The organism is Chromobacterium alkanivorans, assembly GCF_016937655.1.
Classification (GTDB): Bacteria; Pseudomonadota; Gammaproteobacteria; order Burkholderiales; family Chromobacteriaceae; genus Chromobacterium; species Chromobacterium alkanivorans.
This window is the reverse complement of sequence record NZ_JAFHKL010000003.1, coordinates 100,732-123,778: the sequence shown is the minus strand read 5'-3', so window position 1 is coordinate 123,778 and position 23,047 is coordinate 100,732. Positions and strand designations below refer to the sequence as shown.

General features: G+C 59.2%; 26 protein-coding genes. 25 read left to right on the top strand and 1 reads right to left on the bottom strand.

The features are described 5' to 3' along the window. Nucleotide 1 precedes the first annotated feature (1 nt). From JW897_RS06380 to JW897_RS06270, 24 genes are all read left to right on the top strand, one after another. Nucleotides 2–1,483, top strand: coding sequence for a phage portal protein (locus JW897_RS06380; protein WP_205465533.1), 1,482 nt, complete (start codon nt 2–4; stop codon nt 1,481–1,483). After that, nucleotides 1,416–3,560: a prohead protease/major capsid protein fusion protein gene (locus tag JW897_RS06375; protein ID WP_205465532.1), complete on the top strand. Its 2,145-nt coding sequence runs from the start codon at nt 1,416–1,418 to the stop codon at nt 3,558–3,560. The genes JW897_RS06380 and JW897_RS06375 overlap by 68 nt, the downstream gene beginning before the upstream one ends. A 60-nt stretch (nt 3,561–3,620) precedes the next feature. After that, nucleotides 3,621–3,965 (top strand): DUF2190 family protein, encoded by a 345-nt coding sequence (locus JW897_RS06370; protein WP_205465531.1) that lies wholly within the window; start codon nt 3,621–3,623, stop codon nt 3,963–3,965. After that, a complete protein-coding gene (locus JW897_RS06365; protein WP_205465530.1) occupies nt 3,965–4,288 on the top strand; it encodes a hypothetical protein in 324 nt (107 codons plus the stop codon). The genes JW897_RS06370 and JW897_RS06365 overlap by 1 nt, the downstream gene beginning before the upstream one ends. After that, complete coding sequence (locus JW897_RS06360; RefSeq protein ID WP_205465529.1) at nt 4,285–4,704, top strand: hypothetical protein; 420 nt, start codon at nt 4,285–4,287, stop codon at nt 4,702–4,704. Before JW897_RS06365 ends, JW897_RS06360 begins: the two co-directional genes overlap by 4 nt. 8 nt (nt 4,705–4,712) lie before the next feature. After that, on the top strand, nt 4,713–5,477 hold the full coding sequence (locus JW897_RS06355; RefSeq protein WP_205465528.1) for a phage tail tube protein: 765 nt from the start codon (nt 4,713–4,715) through the stop codon (nt 5,475–5,477). Between the two features lie 69 nt (nt 5,478–5,546). Continuing rightward, the gene (locus tag JW897_RS06350) at nt 5,547–6,164 is read left to right on the top strand and encodes a hypothetical protein (RefSeq protein ID WP_205465527.1); all 618 of its coding nucleotides are present in this window, start codon (nt 5,547–5,549) and stop codon (nt 6,162–6,164) included. A 58-nt stretch (nt 6,165–6,222) separates the two neighbouring features. Then, a complete protein-coding gene (locus tag JW897_RS06345; RefSeq protein ID WP_205465526.1) occupies nt 6,223–6,597 on the top strand; it encodes a hypothetical protein in 375 nt (124 codons plus the stop codon). 17 nt (nt 6,598–6,614) lie between these two features. Then, nucleotides 6,615–6,851, top strand: coding sequence for a DUF1799 domain-containing protein (locus JW897_RS06340; protein ID WP_275899844.1), 237 nt, complete (start codon nt 6,615–6,617; stop codon nt 6,849–6,851). A gap of 11 nt (nt 6,852–6,862) precedes the next feature. Continuing rightward, nucleotides 6,863–10,501 (top strand): phage tail tape measure protein, encoded by a 3,639-nt coding sequence (locus JW897_RS06335; RefSeq protein ID WP_205465524.1) that lies wholly within the window; start codon nt 6,863–6,865, stop codon nt 10,499–10,501. Between the two features lie 61 nt (nt 10,502–10,562). Beyond that, entirely contained in the window at nt 10,563–10,919 is a 357-nt protein-coding gene (locus JW897_RS06330; protein ID WP_205465523.1) for a hypothetical protein, read from the top strand. 36 nt (nt 10,920–10,955) lie between these two features. Next, the gene (locus JW897_RS06325; protein WP_205465522.1) at nt 10,956–11,432 is read left to right on the top strand and encodes a DUF1833 family protein; all 477 of its coding nucleotides are present in this window, start codon (nt 10,956–10,958) and stop codon (nt 11,430–11,432) included. 9 nt (nt 11,433–11,441) lie between these two features. Then, nucleotides 11,442–11,828 (top strand): hypothetical protein, encoded by a 387-nt coding sequence (locus tag JW897_RS06320; protein WP_205465521.1) that lies wholly within the window; start codon nt 11,442–11,444, stop codon nt 11,826–11,828. Continuing rightward, complete coding sequence (locus JW897_RS06315) at nt 11,819–15,877, top strand: TipJ family phage tail tip protein (protein ID WP_205465520.1); 4,059 nt, start codon at nt 11,819–11,821, stop codon at nt 15,875–15,877. The genes JW897_RS06320 and JW897_RS06315 overlap by 10 nt, the downstream gene beginning before the upstream one ends. Nucleotides 15,878–15,881: 4 nt before the next feature. Next, nucleotides 15,882–16,238 carry a hypothetical protein gene (locus JW897_RS06310; RefSeq protein ID WP_205465519.1) on the top strand — a complete coding sequence of 119 codons (357 nt, stop codon included), beginning with the start codon at nt 15,882–15,884 and terminating at the stop codon, nt 16,236–16,238. Between the two features lie 214 nt (nt 16,239–16,452). Next, a complete protein-coding gene (locus JW897_RS06305; protein WP_205465518.1) occupies nt 16,453–18,069 on the top strand; it encodes a tail fiber domain-containing protein in 1,617 nt (538 codons plus the stop codon). Continuing rightward, complete coding sequence (locus JW897_RS06300; protein WP_205465517.1) at nt 18,066–18,353, top strand: DUF5658 family protein; 288 nt, start codon at nt 18,066–18,068, stop codon at nt 18,351–18,353. The genes JW897_RS06305 and JW897_RS06300 overlap by 4 nt, the downstream gene beginning before the upstream one ends. Nucleotides 18,354–18,368: 15 nt before the next feature. Beyond that, nucleotides 18,369–18,749: a putative holin gene (locus JW897_RS06295; protein WP_205465516.1), complete on the top strand. Its 381-nt coding sequence runs from the start codon at nt 18,369–18,371 to the stop codon at nt 18,747–18,749. After that, on the top strand, nt 18,746–19,027 hold the full coding sequence (locus tag JW897_RS06290; RefSeq protein ID WP_205465515.1) for a phage holin family protein: 282 nt from the start codon (nt 18,746–18,748) through the stop codon (nt 19,025–19,027). The genes JW897_RS06295 and JW897_RS06290 overlap by 4 nt, the downstream gene beginning before the upstream one ends. Nucleotides 19,028–19,095: 68 nt before the next feature. Beyond that, complete coding sequence (locus JW897_RS06285) at nt 19,096–19,617, top strand: N-acetylmuramoyl-L-alanine amidase (RefSeq protein ID WP_205465514.1); 522 nt, start codon at nt 19,096–19,098, stop codon at nt 19,615–19,617. Next, nucleotides 19,617–20,015 carry a hypothetical protein gene (locus JW897_RS06280; RefSeq protein WP_205465513.1) on the top strand — a complete coding sequence of 133 codons (399 nt, stop codon included), beginning with the start codon at nt 19,617–19,619 and terminating at the stop codon, nt 20,013–20,015. Before JW897_RS06285 ends, JW897_RS06280 begins: the two co-directional genes overlap by 1 nt. Continuing rightward, nucleotides 19,963–20,124: a hypothetical protein gene (locus tag JW897_RS24705; protein WP_476727388.1), complete on the top strand. Its 162-nt coding sequence runs from the start codon at nt 19,963–19,965 to the stop codon at nt 20,122–20,124. The genes JW897_RS06280 and JW897_RS24705 overlap by 53 nt, the downstream gene beginning before the upstream one ends. Before the next feature lie 546 nt (nt 20,125–20,670). After that, nucleotides 20,671–21,219, top strand: a complete 549-nt coding sequence (locus JW897_RS06275; protein ID WP_205465512.1) for a GNAT family N-acetyltransferase — start codon at nt 20,671–20,673, stop codon at nt 21,217–21,219. A 193-nt stretch (nt 21,220–21,412) separates the two neighbouring features. Next, on the top strand, nt 21,413–22,243 hold the full coding sequence (locus JW897_RS06270; RefSeq protein WP_205465511.1) for a DUF7946 domain-containing protein: 831 nt from the start codon (nt 21,413–21,415) through the stop codon (nt 22,241–22,243). 196 nt (nt 22,244–22,439) lie between these two features. Here JW897_RS06270 and JW897_RS06265 read toward each other — a convergent pair whose 3' ends face one another. Then, complete coding sequence (locus JW897_RS06265) at nt 22,440–22,736, bottom strand: hypothetical protein (RefSeq protein ID WP_205465510.1); 297 nt, start codon at nt 22,734–22,736, stop codon at nt 22,440–22,442. Here JW897_RS06265 and JW897_RS06260 point away from each other — a divergent pair. Next, nucleotides 22,735–23,034 carry a putative quinol monooxygenase gene (locus JW897_RS06260; protein ID WP_205465509.1) on the top strand — a complete coding sequence of 100 codons (300 nt, stop codon included), beginning with the start codon at nt 22,735–22,737 and terminating at the stop codon, nt 23,032–23,034. The two genes, JW897_RS06265 and JW897_RS06260, sit on opposite strands and share 2 nt — an antisense overlap. Nucleotides 23,035–23,047 lie beyond the last annotated feature (13 nt).

Sequence of the window (23,047 nt, the reverse complement as noted above, 5' to 3'; positions counted from 1 at the left end):
CATGAACCTACTGGATACCGTAATCGGGGCAATCTCCCCTCTCTGGGGCGTCCGGCGCTGGCAGGCCCGCCAGGCCATGGAGCATATCAGGGCCTTTGAAGGCGCCAAGCGCGGCCGGCGTACTGCGGGATGGAACACGCCCGGCACATCGGCCAACAGCGAGGCGCTGATATCCCTGGCGGTGCTGCGCAATCGTAGCCGAGCCCTGGTGCGGGATAACCCGTGGTGCAAAAAGGCGCTGGAAAGTTGGGTGGGCAATGTTGTTGGCCAGGGCATCACTTGCAACCTGACCAGTCACAAGCGCTTGGGCAAGAAGTACAAACGCTGGGCCAACAGCCGGCAATGCGACGCGGACGGGGACTTGAACCTGTACGGGCTGCAAGCGCTGGCCGCCCGGACAATGTGGGAAAGCGGGGAAGTACTGGTTCGGGTGCGTTGGCGCCGCAAGGAGGACAAGCTCATTGTGCCGGTTCAATTTCAGGTGCTGGAGCCGGACTACCTGGACAGCGAGAAAACGCAAGACCTGAAGGGGGGCGGCTACATCATCGGCGGCAAAGAGTACAACGCCATTGGGCAGCTGCAATTCTACTGGATGTTTGATCGCCACCCCGGCGAGCTTGGCCGTCTCAGCCGTTCCGCCACCTCGCGCCGCATCCCCGCGGATCAAGTTATCCACCTGTTCCGCAAAACCCGCCCCGGCCAGGTGCGCGGGGTGCCGGAACTGGCGCCGGTCATCATGCGGGCGCGGGACCTGGACGACTATGAAGACGCCGAACTAACCCGCAAAAAAGTGGAGGCATGTTTTACCGCCTTCATTTCCGGGGCAGATACCGGCGCCAGCGGCGTCGGCGTCGTCAGCAAAGAGCAGGACGGCCGCACGGTGGAGAAAGTCGCGCCGGGCATCATCAAACGGCTGGGTGCCGGCGAGTCGATTACCTTCGGCCAGCCCACACCGTCCGGAGGCTATCCCGACTACACGCGGGACCAGCGCCGGGCGCTGGCGGCGGGCAGTGGGGTCACTTACGAAATGCTGACCGGCGATTACAGCCAGGTTAACTATTCCAGTTCCCGCGCCGGTCTGCTGGAGTTCCGGCGCAATGCGGAGGGCTTCCAGTGGTTGACCTTCATACCCGGCTTGTGTGAACCGATGGTCCGCTACTTCCTGCAGGCGGCGGAGCTCGCCGGCCTGGGCGAGCTGGAAGAAGACTTCGATCTGGACTTCACGACGCCGCGCTGGGATTGGGTTGACCCGGTGAAAGACATGATCGGTGAGTTGCTGGAAGTGGCCAGCGGCGCCAAGAGCCTGTCGGAACTGGCCCGCCGCCGAGGCATGGACCCACAGCAAATGTGGGCGGAGCTGGCGGCGGATTACGAGAGGCTTGAAGAGTTGGGCATCCCCATCAACTTGAACAACCTTGTCACCCTGGCCGGGCGCTTCGACACCGAGCCGCCCGTCAATCGGAAAGACAAAACAGAAACCTGAGCCCGCTTCGGCGGGCTTTTTCTATGGAGGGCAGCAAATGCCAGATAAAACGCCGGACGGGGCCGCCCCGCCGGAACTGGTCATCCGCAATGGCCTGCCGCTGGTCAGCGTGCGGGCGCAGGTGGGGACCATCGACGAGGAGGCGCGGACCGTCGAATTGGTGTGGTCTACCGGCGCCGTTGTGCGCCGCTTCGACTGGAACCGCTGGCGGCCATTCGATGAAGAACTGTCGATGGAGCCCACGGCGGTGCGCATGGACCGCCTCAACAATGGGGCGCCGCTGCTGGATACCCACTTTCAACTGAGCTTGGCCGGCCAGCTTGGGGTGGTGGAGTGGGCCACGCTGGAAAAGGGCAAAGGCCGCTCGCTGGTGCGTTTCAGTCGGCGCGAGCAGGTGGAACCAATATGGCGGGACGTGGTGGAGGGAATCATCCGCAACGTCAGCGTGGGCTATCTTGTCCACGCTTACCAAATCACCGAGGACCCGGACGGCGGGGTTGCCCGCTACCTGGCTGTCGATTGGGAGCCCTACGAAATCAGCTTGGTGCCGGTGCCGGCGGATGCGGACGCCGGCATCCGTGGCGCCAAGCCCGAATCCGCGCCGTCGTATCCGGTGCGTTACATCGAGGCCGCGCCGGCCGCCGCCGTGGTAGAGCCGCAGCAACAAACACGCAATCTCAACGAGGACAACGCAATGCCGCAGAACAACGAACCGCAAAACGTACCGCCCGCTCAGCCGGACGCCACAGAAATCCGCGCCCTGGGTGCCAAGGAGGAAAACGACCGCCAAGGCCAGATTCGCAAGCTGGAATCGGCCTACAACTTCCTGGGGGCTGATTTCTTCCGCTCCATGTACAACGACCCCAAGTGCGACATCAATCAAGCGCGCGCCCTGGTGCTGGACAAAATGGCGGAAGACAGCGAGCAAAACAAAACCCGCAGCCATGCCAACGTCCAGACGCTGCGCGACGAAACCGAAACCCGCCGCAGCGCGATGGCCGAGGCCATCCACATGCGCGCCTTCCCCAATGTCGAACGCAGCGACGAGGCCCGCGACATGGCCCGCCAGTTCCGCGGCATGAACTTGTCGGATATGGCCCGCGAATGCGTGGAGCAGGCCGGCGGCAACGTGCGCGGCTTGAGCCGGCCGGAGCTGGTGGATTTGGCCCTCAACAACAACCGCAGCGGCGGCATGCAAACCACCAGTGATTTCACTGTCATTCTGGCCAACGTGGCCAATCGTTCGATGATGCAGGGCTACACCCTGGCCGGACAAACCTTCTGGCCGCTGGTGCGTCGCACCTCCGCGCCGGACTTCAAGGAGCAGTCTCGCTTGCAGGTCGGCCATGCGGTGGCGCTGAAGGAGGTCAACGAGGCGGGCGAATTCGAGATTGGCCAGTTGAATGATGCAACCGCTGAGCGCTACAAGCTGCGCACCTTCGGCCGCATCATCAACATCAGCCGCCACGTGATCATCAACGACGATCTTAGCGTGTTCAACGATCTGTCTGCCGGCTTCGGCCGCTCTGCCGCCAACCTCGAAAGCAATCTGGTGTGGGGCCTGATACTGAGCAGTGCGGCCCGGCTGTCGGATGGCAAGCCGCTATTTGATGATGCCCACGGTAATCAAGGCGCCGCTGCTGAACTCAGCATTGACACGATTGACGAGCTGGACCAACTGATCGGCCAACAAACCGAGCCAGGCAGCGGCGAAGACCTGAGTTTGTCCGGCAAATATCTGCTGGTGCCGCGTACCCTCAAACTGAAGGCGCAGCGCTCCATCGGTTTTGTGTCGGCCACCAAGGTGGACGATTTGAACCCCATCGCTGGGGAATACCAGATCATTACGGACCCGCGTATTGCCCGCGCCAGCAAAACCGGCTGGTATCTGGCGGCGGACCCGATTAACGCGCCCACCATCGAAATCGCTTATCTGGAAGGCCAGGAAGGGATTTACACCTCGTCGCAGGAAGGTTTCGAGGTGGACGGCGTGCAAGTCAAGGCGCGTCTGGATGTGGGGGTGGGTCTGATGGACCATCGTTGGATCGCCCGCAACCCCGGCAAGGCCGCCAAGTAATCCCACTCAACCCCATGAAGCCCGGCTTGCCGGGCTTTGTGTTTTCTAGAGGCAACACACATGCGCAATTTTCTGCAAAACGGCAACGCCCTGACCATCGCCGCACCCTATGACGTCGCCAGCGGCGGCGCCGTGCTGGTGGGTCAATATTTTGCCATTGCCGCCACGGCAGCGAAGAAGGGCGAGCCGGTGGCCACCTATCCCGGCGGCGTCTATGAACTGCCCAAAACCCCGGATGCGGCGTTCGCCTTTGGCGATGCAGTCTATTTTGACCCGGCAAGCAACCTGTGCGGCGCCAAGGCCAAGGGGGCGCACCTGATCGGCACGGCGGCGGGTGTGTCCGGCAACGGTGCTGCGCTCTGCGCCGTGCGTCTGAATGGCGCGGCAACCACGGTAGCAGTCTGATGGCTTCAGCGCTCGAGCGCCTGCAAGCGTCCGTCCAGCGGCTGGGCCGGCGTGAGGTTTTCGGGGGACTGGTCATGATCGACGGCCAGGAAGTGCCTGCCATGGTCTACCTGTTCGAGGAAAACAGCTTGGTCATGGACGGCATGGTGCTGGCCGAGGGCTGCCGCGGCTGGCTGATCGTGCAAGACGAAAACATGCCGGCTGGCAGCCGCCTGGCCGGCAAGCCCGTTTCCGCCCGTGGCGGCAAGTATGAAATCAAGGGCAAGCCACAGCGCACGCCTATGGGTGACTGGCGGCTCGATCTGCGCGAGGTGAAGCCATGAAGCGCCGTACCGAACTCCAGCAACTGGTTTTTGAGCGCATCAAGGCGGTGCTGCTACCTGGTGTCGCGCTGTATCTGGACCGGGAAAACCCGTTCGAAGAGGACCACTTGCCGGCGGTCAACCTGGCGCGGCTTGATGACGACATTCTGGAAGTGATCCGCGGCGGCCCTGCGGCCTCGCTGCGGCGCCGGCTCCAGCTGTCCATCGATTTGTATGGCGAGGGCGCCGGGCGCTTCGCGCCGCTGGACGATCAGGAGCAGGCGCTGTGTGCGGTACTGCTGACGCTGGGCGACGCCGGCTTAGGTGGCTTCGAGTCCCTTACCCTGGGCGGCTCCGTGTTTGATCAGGAAACCCCGCTGGCGGTGGTCTGCTCTACTCGCATCCCGCTGGCCATCGAATACATTGTCAATTTGTGAGGAACGACATGGAAAAACTCTACACGTACAAAGGCAAGGGGACGTTGTCCGTTGCCGTTCGCGGCACGAGCCGCTTTTTTTCGCTGCTGAATCTGGAAAAGCTGTCGCTCAAGCCGGTGACCAAGGAAAGCCAGCTGATGAACAACCAGACCATCGCCGGCGGTCAGTTGGATTCGCTGACCGAGGTGGAAAGCGTGGAGTTGTCGATTGGCGGTATCAGCCAGTTCCATCCGGAAGTGATCGCGTTGTTGCTCAAGGGTGGACACAAGAAGGTCCCCGCGGGGGAGATGAAGGAAACCGTCACTGCTTACCCTGGCGCGCTGGCGCCGGTCGGCAAGATCATTGACTGGACCAAGCCGGTGACGGTCAAGACGGTGGCAGATGGAAAGGGCGCCGCCGCCAAGGACCTGACCGAGAACACCGACTATACCCGTTCGCCGGCCGGCATTCGCATCTTGAGCAGTGGTGATGCCGGCCTGGTGGTGGATGCCGGCACGAAGTTGGAAATCACCTACACATCGCGCGATATGAACCAGATCGAGGCGCTGACTAAGGCCAACGTGGAGCTGGAACTCTTGTTCGAGGGCCTGAACGCTGCGGACGGCGGCGCGCCGATGGTGGTACGTGGCTGGCGTTGCCGCCTGGGGGCGGGTGGTCTGGACCTGATGACCGATGATTTCAGCAAGTCGGATCTGGAAGGCAAGTTGCTGATGGACCCGGCGAAGGTGGGGGACGGCGTTAGTCAATTCTTTGTCGCCCAGCAGGCGATTTAAGCGCCCTGCGCTTGAGTTGTTTGTCATGTGTGCTACCCTCTTGGCCGAGGTATGTCATGCGGAGAGGGTATGCGCACGTATATTTTTGTAACTGCAATTTTGTTGCTTGGGTGCTCGCGTGGGGTTGAATTAGAGGCAGAAGTAGACCATCGCACAGTGGAAGAGAAAATACGGGATAACTGTATTTCCGAAGAGCCTGCGCGTAAGCAAGCGTTTATGAAGGCGGTGGCGTCTGGAGGGGTAGAGGGAGCATTAGATGGTGTTCGAGTTTGTGAACGCTATTTAGTTGATAATGATTTTCTTGCAATGATTAAAGAGCAATCAATTAAATCATTAGTCAAGACAATAGAGGACAAAACAGAAAAAACAGAGCGACGGATTGTTGCTGTGGAACTGTTGGAAGGCTACGACAAAGAGCTATTTGAAAAATATAGCGCCAGACTTGACGCGATAAAAAAAGAGGGCGTTAAAGCGGCAGCGCAGGCCCTGAATGAGGTGCGAGCGCAGAAAAGAAGCGAGGGCGTTTCGATTGGGATGAATCAAGATGATGTGCTGTCATCGTCTTGGGGTGCCCCTAAATACAAGAGACGCACCGTTACGGAATATGGGGTAAACGAGCAATGGGTTTATTCGGGATATCAGTATTTGTATTTTGAAAATGGCAGGTTGGTCGCAGTCCAAAACTAATCAATAGGTATTAATAACTTGGCTCGCTTTGGCGGGCCTTTTTTTATGGGGTTTTAAAATGGCTTTCGTGATTAAAGAAGACCTTCGCATTCAATGGCCTATCAAGGTTTCGATCCCGGCAGATGGCGGCACATTTCAGGACTTCGAGTTTATCGGCGTTTTCAACCGGCGAAGCCCAGCGCAATTGCATGAACTGGCCAATAGCGCCAGCTCGGACGATTTGGGCTTCCCTGAGATGCTGGCCTCCAACGTGGACAAGTTCGCCGAGGTGCTGACCGATTGGAGCGGGGTAAAAGACACCGCCGGCCAAGCGGTTCCATTCAGCATGGAGGTGTTGCGCAAGCTGGTGACAGGGCCGGACGGCGCTGCCTTCAGCCGCGGCATTTGGACGGCACTGAATGAATTGGCCTACGGCGTCCGCGAAAAAAACTAAGCGACATCGGCCGCGCAATGGCGCGGGGCGGGGCTGATGTAGAGGTGTGGCCGGAATGCGTGCCCGCCCTGGAGCTGATGCGCGCCTGCCAGACGCAATGGCAACTAGGCGGAATGGGTGGGGTGGTGGGGTTGCGTTATGAGGCGGTGGGCGCCGTCTTGGACATGCGGGCGGTGCCGCAGGCGGAGCGGGCTGGGCTGCTGGACGATCTGCGCGTGATGGAACTGGCGATGTTGGAAGTCTGGAACGAGTGAAGGGGGGGATTATGTCCGGCGCGGCGGTAAGTTCGGTAGTGATAGATGTGCGGGCGGATTTTGCTGCGCTCAGCCGGGACATGCGCGGCTTGCAGGGCTTGGTGGATGCCGGCTTTGGCCGGATTGAGTCCCGCGCCCGCTCTGGGGCGGAGAGCGTGGAAAAGCTGGGCCAGTCTTTTGGCCGGCTCAATGCGATGGTGGGCGCCCTGGGCGGCTTCATTGTGCTGGATCGGGCTTTGGGCTCCATCGTAGAGAAGTTCCAAGCCGTCCCGGCAATGGGCTTCCAGTTCGCCAATCAAATGGAGGTGATGCAAGTCGGCATGTCCGGCACGTTGACCAGTATGGCCCTGGCCGACGGCAAGGCGTTGACGTTTGCCCAGTCCATGGAGATGGCGGGGAAAATCACCAAGCAGCTAGCAGCGGACGCGGCGGTGACGGCGGCGAATGCGGAAGACCTGGTGGGCGTGTTTCAGGCGATTTTGGGTCCGGGCTTAAAAGCCGGCATGACGCTGGACCAGCTGCGCAAAATCACCGTGGTGGGAACCAACGCGGTTAAATCCCTGGGCGTGCCGGCGAATCAGGTGGTTCAGGAAATCCGCGATCTGGTGCAAGGTGGGATTACCTCGGCCGGCTCCACGCTGGCCGTGGCGCTGGGCATTACGGACAAGGACCTGGACAAGGTCAAAAAAAATGGCGGCGATCTGTTCAAGTTCTTGATGGACAGAATGCAGGGCTTTGAGGCCAGTAGCGTGGCCTATGCCAAAACCCTGCCGGGCCTGATGGAGGCGGCGGCGGAAGCCACCGCAACAGCCGCTGCGGAAGGGGTGGAGCCGCTGCGCACGGCGGCCAAGGGCTGGCTGGATGGCTTCAACGACGCGCTGGCGAATGACGGCCAGCGCCGCCAGTTTGTCGAGGGCTTGCAGTCCATCAGCTCCGGCCTGGTGCAAGCGGGGGACATGGCCGGCGCCGCAGGCCGGGCGTTGTACCAGCATCGAGACTTGTTGATGTCGCTGGCGGGGGCTTACGCTGCCGTCAAGGTCGCCCAGATGGGCGGCGCGGTCGGTGCCGCCATCGCCCAGCCGGTCAAAAATGTCAGTGACTGGCGGCAGTCGTCAAAAGCCGATGAATTGGCGGCAGACACTGCTTTGCGACGTGCCCAAATGGACAAGACCGCCGCGATGGCGGAGCTTGAGCGTTCGCGCGCTACATCGGTCAGGGCTACGCAAACCGTAGCAGCATTGGCGGCAGACCGCGAAAAACTGGCGCTGGATGCTGCGCTTTCTCAAGCTGCGGTCAGGCAGATTGAAGAATCGCGGGCGCAGTCCATGGCGGCGGCGATGCGGGCCGAGGCGGACACCGCTGCGAAAGTTGCCGCTGCGGAACTGGCAGCCGCCGAGCGGGCGAGGGATGCGGAAACCATCAAGAGCACGGCCAGCTATCAGCGCTTGCAGGCGGCCAAACTGGCCAATGCGGCGGCCAGTTCTGATGTGGCGGCAGCGGCCGCCATCGAGGCAGCGGAACAGCAGCGGCTGACCGCCGCGCAGAGCCGTGCTTTGGCAATGAGCAATGCGTTGACGGAAGCCGACGCGCGCCTTGCCGCTGCGAATGTTGTTGTGGCAGATGCTGCCAAGGTGGAGGCTGCGGCATTTGGGCAGGCAACGGTAGCAACCGAGGCTGCGCGGGTGGCCAAAAACCAGTATGTGGTTGCGGCAAACAGTGCCAGTTTGGCATCGCGGGCGGCTGCTGTGGGGATGGGCGTGGCTCGCAATGCGCTGGCGTTGCTGGGGGGGCCTTTGGGGGTGGCCACACTGGCAATCGGCGCCTTGATCTTCTATTGGGATGACCTGGCGGCCGCTGCGGGCAATGCCGCAGCGAAGAACGAGCAGGCGGCAAAGCGTATTCAGGCCGCTTTGGCTAAAGCCAGCGTTCCGATGTTGAAGCAGGAACTCAAGTCAGCTCAACAGCAGGTGGACGAGTACGGCAAGAAATGGGACCTGTACGTCCAGAAGGGGAAGATTACGGCGGAGGCTACCGCCGAGCATCAACGACGCATCACCGCCGCCGTTAAGCTGCGTGACGAAGCAAGGGAAGCGCTATCCCAAGGGCTGGAAAAAGAGAGCGAGGCAGCGCTGAAGCCGCTGTACGACAAATACAGCGGGGAGAAGAAGGGCGCCGGCGAGGGGATCGGTGGCCCGCGTCTCAAGGCCAAGTTTGATAACCGGCTGCAAAGCTATCTGGAAGATGGCAAAAATCAGACCAAGAGCGAGAAATACCAGCAAGCGCTTGAAGAAGAAAAGCTGGCATTTCAGGGGGCTGTGGCCGGGCTGGATCAAGGCAGCGCCGAGTATCAAAACGCGCTGAAGCGTCACAACGCGCGCACGGCGGAACTGAAGAAAAACTACGAAAAAGAGGGGCGTTCCGCCGCTGACAAGGCCGCCCGCCTGGCCGCCCGCGACATGGAGCAAGTCGCGGACTTGATCAACAAGTCCGCCGGCATCAGCCCCACCTACAACAACAAGCTGGCGGTGCTGCAAAAGGTCTTCGGCCAGGGAAAGATCGACATTGATCAATACCGCGCCGCGGTTGAAAAACTGATCATGACCGAAACGGACCTGGGTAAGGAGGCGGAGAAGCTCCAGAAACGACAGCGTGAAGTCATGGCCGGCCTGGGTGAGCAGGCGGCGGAGCAGGCCGCCGCCAATCAGCGTGAATTGCAGGGCTTTGGCCAGGGGGATCAGGCGCGGCGGGAAACCGAGGCAATAGACCAGTTGTTCAAGAAGGCGCTGGAGTCCAAGCGCCGGCTGGCCGAGGACCTGGACCTGAAGCTGATTGACCCGGTGGCGTATAACGCGGCGCTGGCGCAGATCGACGCCAGCACGGCGGCCATGGTGGCATCGCAGCGCGCCCACTTCGACGCGATGCGGGAAGCGGCGGGGGATTGGACCGCAGGCGCCAGCCGCGCGATGGACAACTACGCGGACCGCGCCGGCAACATCGCCGGCAGCATGGAGGAAGTGTTCGGCCGCGCGTTTGGCGGCATGGAGGATGCGCTAACCAAGTTCGTGACAACCGGCAAGCTGTCGTTCTCTGATCTGGCCAACAGCGTGATTGAAGACTTGATCCGCATTCAAATACGCGCCGCCATGGCCGGCATCCTGGGCAGTGGGATGAATAGCCTGATGGCCGGCATGTTCCAGACCAGCGGCGCAGCGGCGCCGATTGTGGCGGGCACGTCTCCCGGTGCGTTTTCCGTCGGTGGGCCCGTGTTTGGCCCTGGCACCGCCACAAGCGACAGCATCCCGGCGATGTTGTCGAATGGGGAATATGTGGTCAAGGCGGCGGCGGTCGATCATTACGGCGTCAATGTGTTGCATGCGCTCAATGCCAAGCGTCTGGCAACGGGTGGCGGCGTGGGTCGCGCCTCCGCCAACGCGGCCGGTTTTTCGGTGCCGTCGCCGGCTGCGCAGAGGGATGGCGGCGGGCGCCTGTCGGTGCGGGTGGAGGTGGTCAACAAGTCCAGCCAGCAAGTACAGGCCACCGCATCGCAACCGCAGTTTGATGGCCGCGAATGGGTGATTGGCGTGGTGCTGGATGATCTGCGCCGCGGCGGCCCGGTGCGGGATGCGGTGTCCATGCTGCCAAGGCGCTAACAAAGTGCTAACGGAATGTTAACGAAGTGCTAATGCTCTGCTAACGAGGTTTCCCAAGACGATGATTGATTTTCCAGACTACGCGCTGATGCTGGCCGAGGGCTACGCGGAAGAGCCGGACTATGGCCTGGTCAGAACGGAAATGGACGGCGGCATTGCAAAGCAGCGCCGCCGCTATTCTGTGCCGGTGATAACCCGGTCCGTCACGATGCGGGTGGCCAGCGATGCGGATAAGGCCAGGTTTGACGCCTGGTTCCGTCACGACGCCAACGGCGGCGCCAGCTGGTTCAACTGGCTGGACCCGGTGGACGGCGTGCGCAAGCGTGCCCGAATGACCGGGACCCGGCCCCCTTACCGCTGGCAGCGGGAAGGCGTCGGGCGCTGGCAGGCGCAGATACAGATAGAAACCATAGGATAGCCCCGCGATTGCGGGGCTTTGTTTTAGGGGGAAGGGATGACTAGGCGATATTCGCAGGCCGCGCGGGAGGCGATGAACGCCACCGCCGCCGAAGACGTAATGCTGGTATTGCTGGAAATCCGGCATCCGCAATTGGCGCTGCCGGTTCGGCTGGTCAACGACGTGCAAAACATTGTGGTGGAAGGCAATGAATTCATTGCCTGCGCCTTCGATGTCACCTTGCCGGACGACACCGACAACCGCTTGCCGTCGGCAAAACTGGAGATAGACAACATCGGCCGCGAGCTGACCCAGTGGCTTGAGATCAGCGGCGGCGGCACGGGCGCGACGTGCCGGATTTTGCAGGTGATGCAGAGCACGCCGCAGTTGGTGGAATTCGACATGACCATGGATCTGTCCGGCTTGAGCATGGACCACAGCAAGGTGTCCGGCACCCTGGGCTTTGCCGACACCCTGAACCAGCCGGCGGTGACGGTGTATTACCGGCCCGAAACCGCGCCGGCGCTGTTTTAAGGGGGCGTGATGGGGCATTGGTCTGATGTGTATGTGGGGCGTGATTACGTGGCGGGTGTGGCTGATTGTGCGGCGCTGGCCGAGCGTGTGGCGGCGGAGGTGCTGGGCGTGGTGGTGGCGCTGCCGGGCCGGGCTGGGGCGGGCGTGTTCGGCCGCAATGCGCTGATCTGCCATCACGCGCCAGAACTGGCCGAGCGCGTGGCCGAGCCGCTGGAGGCTCAGCCGGTGTTGCTGGAGTCTCGCGGCCGCTTGCAACACATCGGCGTCATGTGCTGGCTGGCGGGCGAATGGTGGGTGTTGCACGCGGACGAAGGGGCCGGCTTTGTCATCCGCCAGCGGCTGCGCGATCTGCGCTTGAGGGGTTATCAAGTAGAGGGGTTTTACAAATGGCGGTAAACGATCTGCCGCGGCTGGTAAATTTGCCGCATCCGTTGACCGGCGCCGGCCGCCAGGTGGCCTACCTGCCGTTCCTGCGAAATGAAACGCTGGGCGGCTATCTCAAGCGCTGCCAGATCGAAGTAGCGCCGGGCCCGCTGTCGGTGTTGGTGAATCATCGTCAAGTGAGCGACTGGCGCAAGTATCGGCTGCGCCAGGGTGATTACATCGAAATCCGCGCGGTGGTCCGCGGCGGCGGCGGTGGCGGCAAGCTGCTGCGGACTGTAGCCATGATTGCGCTTGTGCTTGTCGCGCCGCAAGTGGGCGTGATGCTGGCTGCGACGCTGGGTATCTCCGCGACTACGGGGGCGGCGCTGGTTATGATCGGCGGCGCCATGCTGATCAATGCGCTGTTGCCACCGCCCATTCCGCAAGTGGGCGGGTTGTCTGGCGATGCCGGCAAGATCAGCCCTACCTATGCGTTGTCCGGCGCGCGTAACCAAGCGCGACAGTTTGCGCCGATGCCGCTGGTGATCGGCCGTCACAAGATCGTGCCAGACCTGGCAGGCAAGCCGTTTACGGAGTTTGTCGGCCAGGATCAATACCTGTACCAAACCTATCATTTCGGCCTTCAGCCAGGTTTGGCGCTGGACGATTTCCGCATTGGCGACACGCCGCTGGCCAGCTATCAAGATGTGCAACTGGTGCATGCGGATGCGGCCGGCAAGCTGCCGGCCATCTTTGGCAACGTCAATAGCGAAACCGGGCGGGAAGTTCGTGCGGTGGACGGCTGGGTGGTGCGTGGCCTGCCACGCGACACGATAGCCATAGGTGTGGACCTGCAAGGCGTCGCGTACTACGGCAATGACGAGGGTGGCATGGATGCCCGCAACATCAGCTGCGAAATTCAATACCGCCGCCTGCCGGAGGGGACTTGGCAGGCTTACGGCGGCGATAAGTACGGTCAGTACGTTTTGCCGGGCAACGGCACTAATCCGGTTCGCCGGACGCTGTATCACGAATTGCCGCTGGGGCAATACGAACTGCGCATCCGCAAAACCAGCGGGGACGTGAATAGCGCGCGGGAAAAAAACGACTTTGCCATGGCTTCGCTTCGGTCTTATCGCAATGACCAGACCGACTACACAGGCCAGCGCAGGGTAGCTTTGAAGGTTCGCGCCAGCAGCCAACTGAATGGGGTGATTGAACAGCTTAGCGCGGTGGCGGCGGCATCCTGCCCGGTTTGGACGGGCTCGGGCTGGGAGGTGCGGCATACCACAAACCCGGCCTGGTGGTTTTTGTGGTTTAGCCGGGGTGGTTTCGATGCAAAAGGGCGCCGCCTCTACGGCGCCGGCCTGCCGGATGGTCGCATTGAGTTGGAGGCTATCAAAGCCTGGGCGGCGTGGTGCGATGCCAAAAAGCTGTCCGTGTCGATGGTGCTGGATCGGGAGTGCAGCACGTCCGATGTGTTGAATCAGATAGCCCGATGTGGGCGGGGGCGCTACACATGGCAGACTGGCCGGCTCGGCGTGATTTGGGATGCGGCGGACTTGCCGGTAACGGCGGTGTTTGGGCCGTCTAACATCCGGCCCGGCTCGTTCCGCATCGAGTATGCGAACGAGAAAACCGCCGACGAGGTTATTGTCAACTTCGTCAATCCCGAAAAAGGCTTTCAGGCGGATCAAGTCCGCGTGGGCGTGCCGGGAGTGCTGTCGCCAACTAATCCGGTTTCGCTGGATTTCGTCGGCTGCTGCGATGCGGGCATGGCGGGGCGAGAGGCCAATCTCATTGCCGCGTCTCAGATCCATCACCGCCGCCGCGTGTCATGGGAGTCCGATATAGAGGGCCTGGTGGCAACGCGTGGCGATGTTGTGCTGTTGAGCCATGACCTGGCCAGCTGGTCCTATTCCGGCCGCCTGCTGGGCGGCTCGCGTGGCCGCTTGCAGTTGGACAAGGCGGTGCCGCTGGGCGCTAACGCCTGGGTGGGAGTGCGTTTCCCGGATGGGCGGTATTCGACATACCGTGTTCGTGCTGGGGCGGGCGAGTCCGACGCACTGGACTTGCGGGACCTGATCCCGGCGGACGACGCCGGCGGCGTCCTGCCGGTGCCGGACGAATCCGACGCGTTGCCCTATGACTGGATGTGGTTTTACGACGTCGGCGCCCAGCCTGGGCGGCGCGTCAAAATCGTTGACGTCAAACCCTCGCAAGACAACGTCCGTTTCATCGCTATTGATGACGTGCCGGCCTACTACGCCGCCGAAAGTGGCGACGTAGCCGGGGGCGGTGGCGCCATTACCTTGCCTCCGGCGCTGGGCTATCTGCGCTTGTCCGAGTCCAGCCGCTTAAGCGGCGACGGCCGCCGGGTGGCGGAAGTGTCCGCAGTGTGGCCAACGCTGCGGGGGGCGATCAGCTACGAACTGAAACATCGCCGCGCCGGCGGGGCCTGGTCAACTGTGGTGCTGTCCGACTCGTCTTATAGCTGGGTGGTTGACCCGGCTGACATCGAGGTGATGGTAACGGCCGCTTTTTCCAATGGCCGTGTTTCGGCGCCGGTTTTCGCCTCGCTGACCGTGCGGGGCCACACCCTGCCACCGCCGGCAGCGACGGCATTTGTTGCGACCGGGGAGGGCGGGCAAATCAGCCTGCGCTGGCTCTACCCGGAGCGGCCGGATTTGCGTGGTGTGCAGCTGTTCGCCTCTATGGATGGCGGCAACTGGTTCAAGCTGGTGGACCTGGCCTTCCCTACGTCAAGCTGGGTGCATGTCGGGCTGATGGCCGGGACGGTTGTGCGCTACCAGCTGCGGGTGGTGGACACCTGGGGCAACGTTGGCGCCGCGGTAGAGGCGCGGGGCGAGGTGGAACGAAACCCGGCGGTGATTCTGGATCAGTTGAAGGGCGGGCTAACTAGCGAGCAACTGCAACAGTCGCTGCGCGAGCCGCTGGAGCGCCTGCCGGATATTCAATCCGGCGTGGACTCGTTGATTGAGGCCCATCTCCGCCAGGTGCTGACCGCCGATGAATTGCACAAAACCCAAGGGGAGAACTACGCGTTTGCAAAGCGCGAACTGCGCGCCGTCAATAATGGTTTACGGCAGGAAGCGACGGACCGGCTTTTGCTGGCGGTGAAAGTGGGAAGCAATACGGCGGCCATTCTGAATGAATCAACTGTACGCGCAGACCAGAACAAGGCGATGGCGGAAACGGTTTCCGCTTTGACTTCCACGGTAAATGGTCAAACGTCAACGATTAAAGACGTCGCGCGGGTGGTGGATGGGGTGTTGGCGGAGAAGGTGCTCAAAGTCTCGGCCGGCGGCAAAGTCGCTGGCTTTGGGCTGCGCGCGGATGCGAATGGTAGCGCGGTGGACTTCCTCGCGGATCGTTTCGCTATCTCGCTGCCAGACGGCAACGGCTCCCGCCAGGTGTTCGTCTTGGGTAGCGTCAACGGCCGGCCGGTGCTGGTGCTGGCCGGTGACTTGGTGGCGGATGGCTCCCTGGTTGGCCGTCGGGTGTTGGTGGAGGGCTCGGTGGACGCGGCCCAGATCAACAGCCGGGGGCTGACGATTCGGGATATGCAGGGCAATATCGTTGCCGATATGAACGGCATGGGGGCGGCGTATATAAAAGGGCAGCTTTCGGTTGGTCAGATAGACACCCGTGGGCTGACGATTAAAAACGGCGCCGGTCAGGTGGTGGTGGATATGTCCGGCATGGACGCGGCGTATATCCGTAATTTGCAAGTGGATACTATGCAAATTAAGGGTGAAGCCGTGACTAAGGCGGACACTCGGACTATTTCAAGTAATGGCTGGGTGAACTCTTTTGATTATAGTTTCAACTTCTATTGCTCTGACTCTGGGACGATGTTGGTATTTGCCGAGTTGCCGCCGCCGCTTAATAAAGGCGGCATTTTATATGCAAGGGATAGGGCGATTAGTGGAGAGAGCCAAAGCGCTTTGATTGTGCTGAATGTGAGCGCGGGTGAATCGGTGCGGGTAGGGTGTCGTGGCGTGCCGCAATCGCAATCAATTGCCAGCATCCGTTATGGTTGCGTGCTGTTCAGGAGGTAATTAAATGGACGTGATCGAATATGACCCGGCTACAGGCCGGGTTTTGCAATTTGGGACCGGACGCCCGGAAAACATCGCCCTGGATATTGCCGCCGGTAAAAGCGTGATTCAAGGCGTGGCGGACCCGCATACGCAATATGTGTTGCAGGGGAAGGTGGTGCCACGTCCAACAAACCCGGCGCGTCTGGTGGGCTTTGATCTGCGCGGCCTGCCGGCACCGTGCCGCATTGTGATTAATGGCGAGTCCTATACCTGCCTTGAAAAAGAATGCGCGCTGTCGTTTGGTGCTCCGGGCGAATATTGTGTGGAGGTGCACGCTTGGCCATTGCAAGCGGCTGTTTTTATGGCGCAGTGGCCATGAAAAAGAAAATCCACTTCACGCCGGATCATGGCCCGCTTAGGTCGGCGGAATATCCCGATGTTTGCGAGCAGCTGGATGCGCTATGGAAGTTTGTTGCTGCGTTTCCCGGTGCGCCGCCGGAGGTGGCCGACATGCTAAAGCGAATTAATCAAGTCAAATCAAAATATCCGAAGCCTCGCAATAGCGGGGCTTCTTCCATTGTGAGGGGTAGTAAATGGCTACGGACTGGGCGAGCTTGGCGGCGGAGCTATCCAAATATCAGCGCATCCACTATGTCACGATTAAGGCGTTCCAGTCGGTGTTCAATCCCGATAGCGACACGGCGCAAATTGTTGGCGAGGATGGCGTGGCGCGCGAGGTGCCGAGTTGGCGGGCGCTGAGTAGTGGAATTGCAAGGGTCCGCGCTGATGGGGTGATGGTGCGTGCGGAGGTGAACGACGGCCAGCAGGATGGCGCTTTGCCAATGGGGGTCTACCCTGTTCGGCGAGAGGGGGCAACGGATTTGCTGGTGGACTTCTCTGTTGCGCTCGGCAGCGCCAGGCGTTTGCAACTGTTGGCGGAGTACGGGAATGAAATATATTTCCGTGTTGCTCGGGATGGGGTGGACTCTTGGCAGGGGGTCGGGAGTCGCAAGAATAGGATGTGGCACAGCGGAAATGATGGGAATTTCATTCGGCAGCGTAGAGATAGAATAGATGCATACGACGGCGTGACAATGGATAACGTCCAGCCGGGCGAGATGGGGTTCAATTACGGGACGTCATCCGATGTGTGGGGGCCGTTCTTGGCATTTGGAGGTTTGGGAACGAGTAAAACATACGGGTGCCAGTTTAACGCGGCGTATGGTCATGGCGGATCATTGTTGCGTTTTAGAACTCATGATGGCGATGCAAAATCCTGGAATCAGTGGTTTACGGTTTGGAACTCTGGGAATCTTGATCCGGTAACCATAGATACAGCGCAAGTAATAAAGGGGGAGAAGTCATTTGCAGGTTCGATTCTCTCCTCAATTGCCGGCGGGGCTTATGCTGATTGGAGACAGCGGCAAGCATCAATTGTGTTGTCTTGCCCAATGAATAACTCTGCCTATGCGGTTTGGCGGGCTGTTCAGCATGGAACGCGCCATTTGGGTGCGTTTGATGTGCATGCAAATTCGAGTGATACCGGGGTGGTTTCTGCCGTAATGCATTTGGCTGGAGGCGGTGATTCGACATATAGCCATTCGTGGACGGGTGGAAATTATGAGGCGCCTGGGGTTATTACGGCTGGTGATACCATTAAGACCGGGCAGGTAAACACGGATATGGGAGGTAGTTCCCGGTCTGGTTTGGAGGTTAGGAATGTAACAAACGGTACGGGTGATAATGAAACGGCGGCAATGGCATTTCATTGCCAAGGAAATTACGCCGTGAAGTTGGGCCTTCGCCAAGATGGGTTATTTGGCCTTGGTGGTTGGAGCGCAGGCGCTTGGCGTTGGTCTGTTAATGCCAAAAATGGAAATATGACGGCAGCGGGCAGCGTAACGGGCTTGTCGGATATCCGCCTAAAAACCAATATCCACCGAATTGATAATGCGCTGGGGAAGGTCAAGCAGTTGGGCGGCTATACCTATGACCGGCTGGACACGCATTGCCGGCAAACGGGTTTAATTGCTCAAGAGGTTTTGGGGGTGCTGCCGGAGGCAGTAATTGAAACGGCGGATGATGATAAAACGCTGTCGGTGGCTTATGGAAATATGGCGGGCTTATTTGTGGAGGCGATTAAAGAACTGTCAGCGCAAATTGATTTCTTGTCGCATCGGGTGATTGAACTGGAGGGGCGTAAACAATGACGGTCTTGATTGTGCTGGCGGTGCTGCTCCAACTGCTTGACGTAGCGACTACGGTGTACGCGCTCAAGCGCCTGGGCGCTCGTGAGCTTAACGGCCACCTGGCGCGGTTAATGGCGCGTGTGGGCGTGCTGCCGGCGTTGCTGCTGACCAAGCTGGCGCTGTTGCTGGGCTGCGTGCTGTTGCGCCCACCCTGGCCAGCGTATGCGTTGTTATGTGCGATGTACATCGCCATCGTGGGCAACAACCTTTATCAAATCAACAAGGGCCGGCAAAACCGGCCCTAACTTTTTGGGGAATCTATGTCTGAGCCTGTTTCGAGCGGTGGCGCGGCAGTAATGGCGGGGGTGTTGGGTGCGGCGTCGCTTGTGCCTTATCTCAATGACGGGGTGTTGTTCGCGTCGTTTGCCGGTGGTGCCGTGTTCGTGCTGAGCGCGAGGGATTACAGTTGGGTCGAGCGGGTGGTTTATCTGTTCGTCTCGGTCGTCATCGGTACGATCTGCGCACGCTTCGCCGCCGGCATCATCGATGCGGCGGTGGATGCGATAACCCAGCGTGATTTGACCGTGCCGGACAGCGCCGGCGCGCTGCTGGCTAGCGCGGTTTCTGTGCGCATTCTTCAGGGCTTCATTCGACGGTTCGAGTCCGGCCCGCCGGCGGCGCCGTGGGAGATCAAAAAATGACCGCGATTGCTGTTGTAAATGCCGTGGTGTGCGTTGCGATCTGCGCCCGCCTGTTGATGTTCCGCCGCGACGGCGCGCGGCATCGGCATCGGCCTTGGGCTTGCTGGCTTGCCTATGCCTTGATTCTGGCCTCTGCCTGGGCCGGACTGGAAGGCTTTACGGGCCGGGCGACTGTTGGCCCTGGTGCCCTGGTGATCAATCTTTTCCTCTGCATTGCGGTGTTCCGTTCGCGCGGCAATGTGTGCGACGTGCTGCGTCGGCCGCAGCCCTACCGCTGACCATTTAATCCATCCATTCAATCCAAGCCCCGCGATGCGGGGCTTCTTCATTTCTAGAGGGTAATCACATGAAAATCTTGGTATCTGCTGGCCACAGCAATGTTGATCCTGGTGCGGTGGCAAACGGCTATCGTGAAGCCGATATAGCCGCCGAGTTTCGCAATCTGGTAGCGCATGAGTTGCGCCAGGCCGGCGCGGATGCGCTGACGGACGGCGAGGGCAGCGACAACAAGCCGCTAGCCGAAGCGGTGAAGCTGGCCGGCGGCGTCGGTCTGGCCGTGGAGTTTCATTGCAACGCGGCAGTTAACCCGCAGGCGCGCGGCGTTGAGTCTATCTCGCTGCCGGCGACGCGTGATGTCAGCCGGCGCATCAGTGCCGCTATTGCCGGCGTGCTGGGTAGTCCGTTGCGCGGTGAGCAGGGTTGGATAGACCAAAGCAAAACCCCGCGCGGGCGGCTGGCGTTCGTCAATGCCGGCGGTGTGATCGTGGAGTTGTTTTTTATCAGTAACGCGGCGGAGCTGGCGACGTACCAAGCCAAAAAAACAGAACTGGCGCGGGCAGTGGCGGCGGTGCTGCTGGGGGTTCGCTAATGCGCGCCCTGGTGCTCAAAAAGCTGGCGATCCTGGTGGCGTTGGGCGTCGCCTGGTGGCTGGGCTGGGATGCGCGCGGCGACGTCGAGCAGCGCCAGCAGGCTGACCGCGAACTGACCGCAGCGCGCCAGGCGCTGGCCAGCTTCGCCGCCGAGGCCAAGCGCCTGGACGGCCTGGCCCTTCGCGTGCAAGAGCAAGCCGACGCCCTGGCCGGCAAATCTCAAACCCGAATCGTGGAGTATCGAACGCATGAAAAGCTTGTCCCCCTACCTGCTGACTGCCGTATTGATGCTGAGCGGCTGCGCCAGCTCGCCGCCGGCGTCGCCGACGTCAACGCGGCCATCGTTGCCGCACAACCTGACCGCGCCAGCACCGCAGATAGGCCCGCCACTAACTGATAGCTGGGATGATCTGGCGGTTCAGTACTTGCAGCTGGCGCGGCAGTATGGGCAATGCGTGTTGAGGGAACGGGCTCTGGTAGATGTGATAGAAAGTGAGAAAAAATGAACTTTGTCAACTGATGGAGGGCCTATAGTGTAGGCATACTTGCAGTGGAGGCTGAGTACGGTCGATGAAACTATGGTGTATGCATGATGCAACATCATATGTGGCAAGTGCGCATAACTGCTTGTTGGCTAGAGTATGTAAGTCCATACTCTGATGGCTGAATCGAGCGATTTCTGTGGAAGCTGATGTTTTGATTGACCTTTTTGTTTACAGCGGCGTCTTGTTGCAGTAGCATTGACCGTTTTGTGTTATTTGACCGAGTGGAGATTATCATGGCAGCGAAGCCAAGAGTGTTTGAACGTACCCCTGTATTAAGCCAGGGTGCGAGTCAGCGGCTGGTTAGTGCTGTTCAGAACAATCGGCTGTCTGAGTCGCGTCAAAATGATCTAACAAAGTACGCCCAGCTTGCTCAGCAAGCGTTTGTAAAGGGTGGTGACTATAGCAAGTAGATCATTGAAAGAATGGTTTTCATGATGTTTTCATGATTACACCAGTGTCTTTTTTTTGTAAAATGGCCAGTCTTGCCTATGTTGCGGACTGGCCATTATGTCGTTTGATTTCATTTTCGTGCCTGTAATTGGAACTAATGATGCTCAATTAGCAGGTTTCTCATGTGGAAATGCGTCGTTGGATGAGTTCCTCAAGCGAGAAGCGAGAGACTATGCTGAGCATGGCATTACTACAACTACAGTAGTGTGGGTTGAGGGTGATATGGCCAGCCCATCTGCATTTTTCTCTCTGTCCAATGATGTTGTTAGACTGACTGGGGGTGAGACAGGGGAGTTGGGCTTGCCTTTCATGCCTGTCACGAGGGACTTCCCTGCGGTCAAATTGACAAAGTTTGCCGTGTCTCTAGCATATCAAAGAACTGGTCTTGGACGTGAACTGATGAAGTATATTGAGGGTATGGTGTTTGCAGCAAAGGGAATGTCTGCTGTAAGACTTCTTACACTTGATTCATTGCCAGAAGAACGTGTTCTAGGTTTCTATACAAGTAATGGCTTCGTTAGGTGTGAGCATGAAGAGAGGCAAAAAAGGCAGCAGAGAAATCGTCAATCAATCCTAATGTTTAAGGACTTGTATGTTGCGCCATGATGGAGTGATTTGTGGCTGAATTGGTCCATGCTTGGTGCAAGGCTGAGCGAAGCCCGTCGATCAAGGCGGGCTTTTTGTTGGCGAGAATGGTTTTGCCAGCATAGTTAATTTTTCAAGGCCGTAGAATCATCCCGGTGAGTCACCCCTGCAAAGTGTACAATGTCATATTGTTGTGAACACAAGGGGCCTTTGTATGGAAATTGTTTGTTTACCTATTACTTATGATGGGAAGTCCGCTGAAGAGCATAAGATGGACTTGTTTGCTCTTGGAGGATCGATACAAGGTGTGGCTCGTATTCTGGCGGTGGTTTCTCACTTTTGCGTAACTGGGGGGGAGTATGCTAAACAGTTTGGAACTCACTCTGTTAAAGTCTACGCTAAAGAGGCTGAAGCTAAGTGCTTTGAGTTGCCAGTTCTCATTGAGTTTGCAAAGCAAAGTCAGATTTTCAGTGGATTTGCCGGCAGCTTATTAGGTGTAATTGTTACCTACGTTGTGACTAAGGCAAGTGGAAATCGTGAAGAAATGAAACTTTTAAGTGAACGGTTGGAGCAGGCTATTCAGGAGCTGGGCAATCGTGATCAAAAAACGGTAGACCGCCTATTGTCGACGATTGACAGAATGGCTGACTCCCTGCGCCCATCAGTTCGTTCTGCTGTGGAGCCGGTTGGGGTGGAGTGTAATACTCTGACGATAGGACATAAGGCGGAGAAAAATGTAGTTGTTGTTGACAAGCCGATGAGAGACGCAATTCTAACGGCAGACGAAGATGCTCAGTTGACAGGGATTCAAGACTGGGAAGTCATTTTTACTGAGCTAGATAAAGAGGCGCAAGCTGGTAAGGTGCGTATCGTGGGGGATGATTCAGGTTCAAGGATACGTGCGGATGTAACAGACCCTGCTTTTGTTTTGCCTAACAACCGATACTTAGAGAGCTTGGCTCATGGGATACCTATTGTTGTCAAAGCTAAGGCAATTGTGAAGAATGGTGAGATAGATCGTCTTTATGTTAGTGACGCTGTTTAGCTGCTGATTAGCACTTGTAGTGCAGAGGTGGTCATCATTTTTGAAGAGTCCATATGGTTTGGAGTGTGTGGGACTTTTGCGGGGACTTGGGGTCGGAGTAATGCCCTGTAATGCCAAAACCGGACTTGTAGCGGCAAGCGGTGGTTTTGTAACTACTTGTTTTTTAATGGTTTTCCTTTGATCTTTCTGCGCCCATCTACATGGGGTGCAGGGGGTCGGAAGTTCGAATCTTCTCGCCCCGACCAAAGAATTCCAAAAGTATCAAATATTTAAAGCTCTGCATTTGCAGGGCTTTTTTTATTTTCTCTCTAAAAATATTAGAAATCCTTCTAATATCATCCCTCTTCGCGGTCAAACTGAGGCGGTTGATTCCGCCGAATCTCCCATTGCGCGGCCAGCGGTGGCGAACCATTTTCCCCCGCGCTTGCCGTATTCCAGCGGCCGTCGCAAACGCGCGCGGCCGCGTGTCGTCGACTTTTGTGAGGATTGCCATGTTGCATGTCGTTGCCGTGATTACCGCCAAGCCGGGACAGCGCGCCGAGATCTTGCGCGAACTGAATGCGATCGTGCCTCAGGTGCGCGAGGAAGAGGGCTGCATCGAATACGGTCCGGCTCTGGACCACGCGGATTCGCCGCAGCCGTTTGGAGCGGACTGCCTGGTGGTGATAGAGAAATGGGAAAGCAAGGCGGCGCTGGACCGGCATCTGGACGCGCCGGCGCTGCGCGCCTTCATCGCCGCGACCGAGGGCGCGGTGGCCGGTCTGTCGGTGCATGTGTTGAACCCGGTCTAGCCGGTCGTATCCG

Coding starts and splice junctions, on each gene's coding strand:
- JW897_RS06305 (WP_205465518.1), top strand. CDS start 16,453: ATGGCTACGGACTGGGCGAGCTTGGCGGCGGAGCTATCCAAATATCAG.
- JW897_RS06360 (WP_205465529.1), top strand. CDS start 4,285: ATGAAGCGCCGTACCGAACTCCAGCAACTGGTTTTTGAGCGCATCAAG.
- JW897_RS06350 (WP_205465527.1), top strand. CDS start 5,547: ATGCGCACGTATATTTTTGTAACTGCAATTTTGTTGCTTGGGTGCTCG.
- JW897_RS06325 (WP_205465522.1), top strand. CDS start 10,956: ATGACTAGGCGATATTCGCAGGCCGCGCGGGAGGCGATGAACGCCACC.
- JW897_RS06270 (WP_205465511.1), top strand. CDS start 21,413: ATGGAAATTGTTTGTTTACCTATTACTTATGATGGGAAGTCCGCTGAA.
- JW897_RS06260 (WP_205465509.1), top strand. CDS start 22,735: ATGTTGCATGTCGTTGCCGTGATTACCGCCAAGCCGGGACAGCGCGCC.
- JW897_RS06265 (WP_205465510.1), bottom strand. CDS start 22,736: ATGGCAATCCTCACAAAAGTCGACGACACGCGGCCGCGCGCGTTTGCG.
- JW897_RS06345 (WP_205465526.1), top strand. CDS start 6,223: ATGGCTTTCGTGATTAAAGAAGACCTTCGCATTCAATGGCCTATCAAG.
- JW897_RS06285 (WP_205465514.1), top strand. CDS start 19,096: ATGAAAATCTTGGTATCTGCTGGCCACAGCAATGTTGATCCTGGTGCG.
- JW897_RS06310 (WP_205465519.1), top strand. CDS start 15,882: ATGGACGTGATCGAATATGACCCGGCTACAGGCCGGGTTTTGCAATTT.
- JW897_RS06295 (WP_205465516.1), top strand. CDS start 18,369: ATGTCTGAGCCTGTTTCGAGCGGTGGCGCGGCAGTAATGGCGGGGGTG.
- JW897_RS06280 (WP_205465513.1), top strand. CDS start 19,617: ATGCGCGCCCTGGTGCTCAAAAAGCTGGCGATCCTGGTGGCGTTGGGC.
- JW897_RS06290 (WP_205465515.1), top strand. CDS start 18,746: ATGACCGCGATTGCTGTTGTAAATGCCGTGGTGTGCGTTGCGATCTGC.
- JW897_RS06340 (WP_275899844.1), top strand. CDS start 6,615: ATGGCGCGGGGCGGGGCTGATGTAGAGGTGTGGCCGGAATGCGTGCCC.
- JW897_RS06370 (WP_205465531.1), top strand. CDS start 3,621: ATGCGCAATTTTCTGCAAAACGGCAACGCCCTGACCATCGCCGCACCC.
- JW897_RS06275 (WP_205465512.1), top strand. CDS start 20,671: ATGTCGTTTGATTTCATTTTCGTGCCTGTAATTGGAACTAATGATGCT.
- JW897_RS06355 (WP_205465528.1), top strand. CDS start 4,713: ATGGAAAAACTCTACACGTACAAAGGCAAGGGGACGTTGTCCGTTGCC.
- JW897_RS06335 (WP_205465524.1), top strand. CDS start 6,863: ATGTCCGGCGCGGCGGTAAGTTCGGTAGTGATAGATGTGCGGGCGGAT.
- JW897_RS06380 (WP_205465533.1), top strand. CDS start 2: ATGAACCTACTGGATACCGTAATCGGGGCAATCTCCCCTCTCTGGGGC.
- JW897_RS06365 (WP_205465530.1), top strand. CDS start 3,965: ATGGCTTCAGCGCTCGAGCGCCTGCAAGCGTCCGTCCAGCGGCTGGGC.
- JW897_RS06315 (WP_205465520.1), top strand. CDS start 11,819: ATGGCGGTAAACGATCTGCCGCGGCTGGTAAATTTGCCGCATCCGTTG.
- JW897_RS06330 (WP_205465523.1), top strand. CDS start 10,563: ATGATTGATTTTCCAGACTACGCGCTGATGCTGGCCGAGGGCTACGCG.
- JW897_RS06320 (WP_205465521.1), top strand. CDS start 11,442: ATGGGGCATTGGTCTGATGTGTATGTGGGGCGTGATTACGTGGCGGGT.
- JW897_RS06300 (WP_205465517.1), top strand. CDS start 18,066: ATGACGGTCTTGATTGTGCTGGCGGTGCTGCTCCAACTGCTTGACGTA.